General features: G+C 71.0%; 10 protein-coding genes. All 10 read left to right on the top strand.

The features are described 5' to 3' along the window. Positions 1–326: 326 nt before the first annotated feature. The 10 genes from IEJ02_RS27275 to tatC all read left to right on the top strand — a co-directional run bounded on the left by IEJ02_RS27275 (position 327) and on the right by tatC (position 8,585). The gene (locus tag IEJ02_RS27275) at positions 327–1,610 is read left to right on the top strand and encodes an MFS transporter (RefSeq protein WP_191067275.1); all 1,284 of its coding nucleotides are present in this window, start codon (positions 327–329) and stop codon (positions 1,608–1,610) included. Between the two features lie 9 nt (positions 1,611–1,619). Further along, entirely contained in the window at positions 1,620–2,981 is a 1,362-nt protein-coding gene (gene pafA, locus IEJ02_RS27270) for a Pup--protein ligase (RefSeq protein WP_044577878.1), read from the top strand. A 113-nt stretch (positions 2,982–3,094) separates the two neighbouring features. Further along, on the top strand, positions 3,095–4,090 hold the full coding sequence (locus tag IEJ02_RS27265) for an FKBP-type peptidyl-prolyl cis-trans isomerase (protein WP_191067274.1): 996 nt from the start codon (positions 3,095–3,097) through the stop codon (positions 4,088–4,090). A gap of 39 nt (positions 4,091–4,129) precedes the next feature. Further along, positions 4,130–4,504 (top strand): FKBP-type peptidyl-prolyl cis-trans isomerase, encoded by a 375-nt coding sequence (locus IEJ02_RS27260; protein WP_046088112.1) that lies wholly within the window; start codon positions 4,130–4,132, stop codon positions 4,502–4,504. A gap of 114 nt (positions 4,505–4,618) precedes the next feature. Beyond that, positions 4,619–5,584: a helix-turn-helix transcriptional regulator gene (locus tag IEJ02_RS27255; protein ID WP_191067273.1), complete on the top strand. Its 966-nt coding sequence runs from the start codon at positions 4,619–4,621 to the stop codon at positions 5,582–5,584. 20 nt (positions 5,585–5,604) lie between these two features. Then, positions 5,605–6,564: a helix-turn-helix transcriptional regulator gene (locus IEJ02_RS27250; RefSeq protein ID WP_191067272.1), complete on the top strand. Its 960-nt coding sequence runs from the start codon at positions 5,605–5,607 to the stop codon at positions 6,562–6,564. Beyond that, the gene (locus IEJ02_RS27245; RefSeq protein ID WP_275560597.1) at positions 6,557–6,820 is read left to right on the top strand and encodes a hypothetical protein; all 264 of its coding nucleotides are present in this window, start codon (positions 6,557–6,559) and stop codon (positions 6,818–6,820) included. The genes IEJ02_RS27250 and IEJ02_RS27245 overlap by 8 nt, the downstream gene beginning before the upstream one ends. A 10-nt stretch (positions 6,821–6,830) precedes the next feature. Next, entirely contained in the window at positions 6,831–7,034 is a 204-nt protein-coding gene (locus IEJ02_RS27240; RefSeq protein WP_137977249.1) for a hypothetical protein, read from the top strand. A gap of 229 nt (positions 7,035–7,263) precedes the next feature. Beyond that, positions 7,264–7,551: a Sec-independent protein translocase subunit TatA gene (gene tatA, locus IEJ02_RS27235; protein ID WP_137980641.1), complete on the top strand. Its 288-nt coding sequence runs from the start codon at positions 7,264–7,266 to the stop codon at positions 7,549–7,551. 62 nt (positions 7,552–7,613) lie between these two features. Further along, complete coding sequence (gene tatC, locus IEJ02_RS27230) at positions 7,614–8,585, top strand: twin-arginine translocase subunit TatC (protein ID WP_137977248.1); 972 nt, start codon at positions 7,614–7,616, stop codon at positions 8,583–8,585. The last annotated feature ends 170 nt before the right edge of the window (positions 8,586–8,755 follow it).

The following is an 8,755-nucleotide window of genomic DNA, read 5'->3' as shown; positions in this document are numbered from 1 at the left end:
CCCGCCGCCGCCCCCGCCCGCCCGGCCGCCCGGAGCCGCCCCGCCGTCCGGGCCCCCGCGCCGCGCGGACTCACCCGTCCGGCCGGTTCCCCGGGAACCTTTCCCGGCGGCCCCGCCCGCCGCGTGGGCGCGGTCCGCGCTCGCCACCATCGCCTCCGCTCCCCTCGGTCGCCGTACGGCTGGCCGCAGGCTTCATTTCCGGCCCGCGAGTGGACCCGCGGTGGCGGCCATGGTACGTATGACGCTGGCAGTTATACGTACAACGTCCCACGCGACCCGCGACGTGCTCGCGACAACTCACCCGAACCCGCAGGAAGGGGCAGGCAATGGCGGCTGGCTACGGGGAACTGCTGCGCACCCCGCACGCGGCACGGCTGCTCACCGGCACGCTGCTGGGACGGCTTCCGAACGCCACCGCCGCCCTCGCCGTGCTGCTCTTCGCCCGCGCCGAGGGCGGCAGCTACGCCCTCGCCGGGGCGCTGTCGGCCGTCTACGGAGCGGCCAACGCGGTGGGCCAGCCGCTGCTGGGCCGGGCCGTGGACCGGCTCGGCCAGCCCCGGGTGATGCTCCCCGCCGCGGTGGCCTCCGCGCTCGGGATGGTCCTGTTCGCCGTCGCCGGGCTCGATCCGCTGCCCGTGGCGTACGCGGCGATGCTGATCGCCGGGCTGTTCACCCCGCCGCTGGAGGGCGGGCTGCGGGCGCTGTGGCCCACGGTGCTGCGGCGTGAGGACCAGGTGCACGCGGCGTACGCGCTGGACGCCGTGGCCCAGGAGGTGATGTTCGCCGTCGGCCCGCTGCTGGTCACGCTGTCCGTGGCCGTGTGGTCCGAGGCGGCCGCGCTGCTGGTCATCAACGCCGTCGGGGTCGCGGGCGCGCTCTCCGTCGTGGTCTCGCGGCCCTCGCGGCAGTGGCGCTCCGCGCCGCGCGAGGCCCACTGGCTGGGCGCGCTGCGCTCGCCCGGGCTGCTGGTGCTGCTCGGCTCGTTCTTCTTCATCGGGCTCGCCCTCGGCGCCATCGCGGTGGCCGCCGTGGCGTACGCCGACGAGCACGGCGGCGGCGTGGTCTCCAGCGCGCTGCTCTCCGCCCTCGGCGTGGGCGCGCTGGTCGGCGGCGTGGTCTACGGCGGCCGCACCTGGCCCGGCGCGCCCGAACGGCGGCTGCGGCTGCTCGTGGCCGCGCTGGCGCTGGGCTATCTGCCGCTGACGCTGGTGCCGGGCGTCGTCCCGATGACCGTCCTCGCCGGGGTGGCGGGCGTGTTCCTCGCCCCGGCGCTGGCCTGCGCCTTCGTCGTCGTGGACCGCCACGCGCCGTCCGGCACGGTCACCGAGGCGTTCTCCTGGCTGGTGACCACCTTCGTGGTGGGCAACGCGGTCGGCACCGCCGTGGCAGGGCCCGCCGTCCAGCTCGGCGGGGTGGCCCCCGGATTCGCGGTGCCCGCGGCCGGTGGCGCGGCCGCGCTGGCGGTGCTGCTGGCGGCCCAGCGGTACCTCCTGGCCGGGCCACGCCCCGTCGTCCAGCCGACCACGCACCGAACACCGGATGAACCTCGTGCGGAAAATGATCGCAACCATGCCGCCGAACCCGGTTTCAGAGCACGCCATCAGGCGTAATGTTCAGGCATGGACCGCCGCATTTTCGGGCTGGAGAACGAGTACGGCGTCACGTGCACATTCAGGGGACAGCGCCGGTTGTCTCCTGACGAAGTGGCGCGGTACCTCTTCCGCCGTGTCGTCTCCTGGGGCCGCAGCAGCAATGTCTTCCTGCGCAACGGCGCCCGCCTCTATCTCGACGTGGGCTCACACCCGGAATACGCGACACCCGAGTGTGACAACGTGACCGAGCTGGTCACCCACGACAAAGCGGGCGAGCGCATTCTCGAGGGTCTGCTCGTGGACGCGGAGCGCCGCCTGCACGAGGAGGGAATCGCGGGCGACGTCTATCTCTTCAAGAACAACACCGACTCCGCGGGCAACTCCTACGGCTGCCACGAGAACTATCTGGTGGCACGGCACGGGGAGTTCTCCCGGCTCGCCGACATTCTCATCCCGTTCCTGGTGACGCGGCAGCTGTTGTGCGGCGCGGGCAAGGTCCTCCAGACCCCCCGCGGCGCGGTCTACTGCGTCAGCCAGCGCGCCGAGCACATCTGGGAGGGCGTCAGCTCCGCCACGACCCGCTCCCGGCCGATCATCAACACCCGCGACGAACCCCACGCCGACGCCGAGCGCTACCGCCGGCTGCACGTCATCGTGGGCGACTCCAACATGTCCGAGACCACCATGCTGCTCAAGGTCGGCGCCACCGACCTGGTGCTCCGCATGATCGAGGCGGGCACGGTGATGCGCGACCTGACCCTGGAGAACCCCATCCGGGCGATCCGCGAGGTCAGCCACGACATCACCGGGCAGCGCAAGGTGCGGCTCGCCAGCGGGCGCGAGGCGTCCGCCCTGGAGGTGCAGCAGGAGTACTACGAGAAGGCCGTCGACTTCTGCGAGCGCCGGGGCATCCGCACCGGCATGGTCGAGCGCGTCCTCGAGCTGTGGGGCCGCACCCTGGACGCGATCCGCACCGAGGAGCTCGACCGGATCGGCACCGAGATCGACTGGGTGATGAAGTACCAGCTCATCGAGCAGTACCGGGCGAAGAACAACATCACCATGTCGCATCCCCGCATCGCCCAGATAGACCTCGCCTACCACGACATCCACCGCCGCCGCGGGCTCTACTACCTGCTGGAGAAGCGCGGCCAGGCGGCCCGGGTCTGCAACGACTTGAAAATCTTCGAGGGCAAGTCGGTGCCACCGCAGACCACCCGCGCCCGGCTGCGCGGCGACTTCATCCGCCGGGCCCAGGAACAGCGCCGCGATTTCACCGTCGACTGGGTGCATCTGAAACTCAATGACCAGGCGCAGCGCACCGTGCTGTGCAAGGACCCGTTCCGCTCGGTCGACGACCGGGTGGAGAAGCTGATCGCCGGTATGTGACCGGCGTACGGCTTACCTTCCCCTCGGGCCCCGTGCGTTCCGCGGACGGGGCCCGAGTCACGTCGTAGAGTGGCGCGCATTGGCCATCGCAAGATCTACCTAACGAGGACTCCGTGCGTCGACGCTCCGTACTCCTTGCCGTGCCCGCGGGCCTGCTGACACTCGCGGGCTGCGGTGACGAAAAGTCAGGGTCCGAGAAGACCAAGCCCTCCCAGGAGCCGACGAACCAGAGTCCCTCACCGGCCCCCAGCGGCAAGATCGTCTCCGGACCGGTGCCGCCCATTACCGCCGGTAAGAAGTTCGGTGAGAAGCCGAAGGTCGCCAAGGGCACGGGAAAGCCCTCGACGGATCTCGCGGTCAAGACGATCAGCCAGGGCGACGGCAGGAAGACGGTCAAGGGCGACTGGCTCCAGATCAACTACCTGGCGCAGATCTGGGACACCGGGAAGGTCATCGACAACACCTTCGACAAGAAGAAGACCGCCGCCTTCCCCATCGGCAAGGGCCAGGTCCTCCCGGGCTGGGACCAGGGACTGCTCGGCCGCGACCTCGGCAGCCGGCTGGAGCTGGCCGTCCCGCCCGCGTACGCCTACGGCAAGCAGGGCCAGCCGCAGGCCGGTATCAAGGGCACCGACACGCTGGTCTTCGTCATCGACCTGGTCGGCGCCTACGACGCCAAGAGCTCGGCCAAGGGCCGCAAGGTGGAGCAGACCGACGCCGACCTGCCCAAGGTGTCCGCCAACACCGACGGCAAGGCGCCCAGCATCACCATCCCCAAGAAGTCCGCGCCGAAGAAGCTGGTCTCCAGTTACGTCATCGAGGGTGACGGCAAGGAGGTCAAGAAGACCGACGCGCTGCTCGTCCAGTACAAGGGCGTGCTGTGGGACGGCGGCAAGGAGTTCGACTCCACCTACAAGCGCGGCGAGCTCGCCCAGTTCTCGCTCCAGCAGGTCGTCAAGGGCTGGTCGCAGGGGCTGACCGGGAAGAAGGTGGGCAGCCGGGTGCTGATCGTCGTGCCCCCGGACCTGGGCTACGGCAAGGCGGCCCAGAAGGGCATCCCCGCCAACTCCACGCTGGTGTTCTCCGTGGACATCCTGGCGGTTCTGTAACCTGTGCGGGTTGCCCACAACGTCACAAGGAGCAATTTCGTGAGCATCGAGAAGCCCGAGGTCGACTTCCCGGGCGGCGAGCCGCCGGCCGAGCTGGAGATCAAGGACATCTGGGAGGGCGACGGGCCCGCGGCCAAGGCCGGCGACAACATCGCCGTGCACTATGTGGGCGTTTCCTTCAGCACGGGCGAGGAGTTCGACGCGAGCTACAACCGCGGCACCCCGCTGCGGATCCAGCTCGGCGTGGGCCAGGTCATCACCGGTTGGGACCAGGGACTCCAGGGGATGAAGGTCGGCGGCCGCCGCCAGCTCATCATCCCGCCGCATCTCGGCTACGGCGACCGGGGCGCCGGTGGTGGCCGGATCAAGCCGGGCGAGACGCTGATCTTCGTCTGCGACCTGGTCTCCGTCTGAGACGGCCCTCCGTCGCGCCGAGGGCTCCTGCCGATGAGCAGGGGCCCTCGGCTTTTGCCGCGCGTCCCCGTAGCGGTACGGTCACGTGCGTAAGGTCACGAAGAAAGGGCGTCGATGGCGATTGCCAAGGCCGAGCGGCTGATGAACCTGGCCCTGTGCCTGCTGGGAACGCGGCGTCCGCTGACCAAACGGGAGTTGCGGGGCTCCATAGAGGCGTACCTCCAGACCGACACGGCCAACGACGACGCGTTCAACCGCATGTTCGAACGCGACAAGGACGACCTGCGCGAACTCGGCCTGATCATCGAAACGGTGGAGGGCCTCGACGGCGAGATCGGCTATCTCGCCCGCCGGGACAGCAACCGCCTCCCGCCGATCACCCTCGACGCCGAGGAGGCCGCCGCCCTCGGCCTCGCCGCCAAGGTCTGGCAGCAGGCCCGGCTCGCGGGCGCCGCCAGCGGCGCGCTGCAGAAGCTGCGCGCCGCCGGGATGCCGGTCGCCGAGGACCCGTACGACACGCCCGGGCACAGCGCGCTGGAACCGCGCATCCCGGTCCATGAGGCCGCCTTCGAGCCGCTGATGCTCGCCTGCCGCGACCGCCGCCCCGTCGTCTTCGACTACCGCAAGGCGAACGCCGCGCGCCCCGAGCAGCGGCAGGTCGAGCCCTGGACCCTGGAGTGCTGGCGCGGTCACTGGTACCTCGCCGGATGGGACCGCGAGCGCGCGGCCGAGCGGGTCTTCCGGCTCTCCCGGATCACCGGCCGGGTCCGGCTGCGGTCCGGCGCGTTCACCGCCGAGGTGCCCGACCACGTCACCGTCCGGGAGACCGTGGAGAGCTGGGCGGGCGAGACCGCCAACGGCACCGCCCGGATCCGGCTGCGCTCCGGCCACGGCTATCCGCTGCGGGCGAAGGCGCTGTCCACCCGGGAGGCCGGTGACGGCTGGGACGAGCTGGAGATTCCCTACGGGCACGGCCTGGACGCCTGGCTCGTGGAGTTCGGCCCGGACGTGGTCGTACTGGCGCCCGAGGAGCTGCGGGCGGATGTCGTGGACCGGCTGCGCGCGGTCGCCAAGGGCTGAGGGGACGGATCGACTTCACCATGGCCGGAAATGCCATTGACCAGACCCGGCGGATGCTCTCCCTGGTGACGTATCTGCGCGAGCGCCCCGGCGCCCGCGTCGCCGACGTCGCCCGGGCCTTCGGCATCAGCGAGGACGAGCTGATCGCCGACCTGGATGTGCTGCCGCTGTGCGGCACCAGCTTCCGCGGCGGCGATCTGATGGACATCGACACCGACGGCGAGCGGATCTGGTGGCACAACCCCGATGACGTGGCCGAGCCGCTGCGGCTGGCCGCCGACGAGGCCACCGCGCTGCTGGTCGCCGCCCGCGCCGTCGCCACCCTCCCAGGGCTGCGCGAGGGCGACCGGGACGCGCTGCTGCGGGCCACCGCCAAGCTGGAGGCCGCGGCGGGCGAGGCGGCGGGCGCCAGCTCCCGGCTCTCGGTGATCTTCGAGTCGGAGGGCGGGGTCTTCGCCGACGTCGACCGCGCCATCTCCGAGCGCCGCAGGCTGTGGCTGCGCTACTACTCACCCGCCCGTGACGAGATCACCGAGCGCGAGGTCGACCCGATCCGGCTCTTCGCCGTCGGCCGCACCTACATGGAGGCCTGGTGCCGCCTCTCCGAGGCGCGGCGGACCTTCCGGCTGGACCGGGTCGTGGAGATCAAGCTGCTGGACGACGCGTCCGATCCGCCCCCGATCGAGCTGCGCGACCTGTCGGAGCTGTCCTCCGCGCTGGTGCAGACCGGCGCCGAGGACCCCGAGGTGGTCATCGAGGTCGGCCCCGGCGGGCGCTGGGTCGCCGAGTACTACCCGCACGACAGCGCCGACGAGCTGCCCGACGGGGGCTTGCGGATCACGCTGCGCGCGCCCGACCCCGGCTCGCTGCGGCGCCTGGCGCTGCGGCTGGGCCGGGACGGCAGGATCGTCTCGCCGCAGGAGCTGGCGGACAGCGCTCGGGACGCGGCGCGGCAGGCGCTCGCGGCGTACGGTGAGTGAAGGGACGCACACAGTGACCGCACGGGGGAGTGCCACGTCGGTGGTCTTCAAGGCAGCCTGTCCGGAGTGCCGCGGCCGGTTCGAGCTGACCGCGGGCGCCCTGCGGCTGGCCATCGGGGCCAGCGACCGCACCACCTTCTACTCCTTCACCTGCCCCGACTGCGGGAGCGCGGTGCGCAAACCGGCGGGGGAGCGGATCGTGGAGCTGCTCACCGGTGGCGGGGTGCGTACGCTGCGACTGCACTCCACCGTCTAGGCTCTGCCGCATGCTCTGGCCGATGCTCGCCCTCGCCCTCGCCTTCTGCGGAATCGCCGTCCTCGCCGTGCTCTCGGCGCGGGTCTACGCGGAGGTCCGCAGGCTGGCCCGGCAGGTGTCGGACAGCTCGCGGCGGATCACCCGGGCCGCGGAGGACCTGGAGCGGGCCTCGGCTCCGCTGGGGTCACAGGTCGACGCGCTGCGTCGGCGGTGACGCGGGTCGCCGCTGATGGGCGCCCTGCTGCCCCACGGCCAACCGGGGTACGCTGACATTTCGTGGCCCCGGAAACGAGGCGGAGGGCCGCAACCCGGAGTCCGCACGGGGATTGCTTACGGTTTACCCCCGCGCGCTACGATCGCTGACAGCACGGCTGCCGGACACCTGTCCGACCGGTCGGGCAGCCCCACCCCCAGCCGCCTCGGTGAGAAGGTAGACGCTTATGCTGTTCGGAAAGATCGGCGTTCCCGAGATTCTCCTCATCCTTGTCGTCGTGCTGCTGCTGTTCGGTGCCAAGAAGCTTCCGGACATGGCGCGCTCGCTGGGCAAGTCGGCCCGGATCCTCAAGAGCGAGGCGAAGGCCATGAAGGCGGATGGCCAGCAGCAGAGTGCCCCGGCCGACCCGCCGAACCCCGGTCAGGACGACGCCACTCACCGCACCATCCAGGCCGCGCCCGGAGACGTGACCAGCTCGCGCCCGGTGTCGGAGCCGAGCGACACCACCAAGCGCTGACCCAGGGCCACTTGAAGGCGGCACGCAGGGCCGCCACCGGACGCACGAGATGAGGACGTGGGTTGCTCAAGTCTGCCCGCAAAAAGGAGAAGGACCCCGAGGGGCGGATGCCCCTCTCCGAGCACCTGCGTGAGCTGCGCAACCGGCTGCTCAAATCGGTCCTGGCGATCTGTGTGGTCACGATCATCGCGATGTTCTACTACATGGACATCGCGAAGTTCCTGATGCGGCCGGTGCTCGACGCCGTCGGCTGTGGCGGGGTCTCGTTCTCCGACCTCACGGGCAAGGGGGGCGAGGGGGGCAAGGGCCACGACTGCGCCTACTTCACCGTGAACGGTCTGCTGTCGCCGTTCACGATCATGCTGAAGGTCTCCTTCACGACCGGGTTGGTGGTGGCCACCCCGATCTGGCTTTACCAGCTGTGGGCCTTCCTCGCGCCCGGGCTGCACCGCAACGAGAAGAAGTACGGCCTGTTCTTCGTCGGGCTGGGCGTACCGCTCTTCGTCGGCGGCGCGTACTTCGCGTACCTGATCCTGCCGACCAGCGCCAAGGTCCTCATCGGCTTCACCCCGGAGGGGGCCAACAACCTCCTCCCACTGGACGACTTCCTCGATCTGCTGGCCCGCATGGTCGTCGTCTTCGGGCTCGCCTTCGAGCTTCCGCTGCTGCTGATCCTGCTGAACTTCACCGGCATCCTCAGCGGACGCCGGATGCTCGGCTGGTGGCGCGCCATGATCATGGGCATCACGGTCTTCGGCGCCATCGCCACGCCAAGCACCGACCCGATCGGCATGTTCGCCCTGGCCGGGCCGGTCGTCGTGCTCTACTTCGGCGCCGTCGGCGTCGCCCTGGTCAACGACCGGCGCAAGGCCCGCCGCCGGGCCGCCGACCCGGACTTCGGCCTGAGCGACGACGAGGCGTCCCAGCTGGACCTGACCCCCGAGGCCGTGGCCGCGCCCAGCGCCACGCCGGAGCTCACCGACGGGGACGACTCCGGCCCCGCCCGGCGCAACGGCTACGACGACGTCACGTAGCCGCACCCGGCGGCACGCCGCCGCATCCGGTCATATCCGGCCGCACCCGGTCATACCCGCCCACCCGCGGCCGCCCATCGGACGGCCCGGTGGACGGCTCGGCGGGCGGACCGGTCCGGCGGGCCGAACAAAGCCCCGATAAAGATCGCGTGCGCTGTCGGAGGTGGCCG

Source organism: Streptomyces sp. 5-10 (genome assembly GCF_014712245.1).
Lineage (GTDB): Bacteria > Actinomycetota > Actinomycetes > Streptomycetales > Streptomycetaceae > Streptomyces > Streptomyces violaceusniger.
Note: the sequence above shows the minus strand (reverse complement) of the source record. Positions and strands in the feature narration are given on the sequence as shown.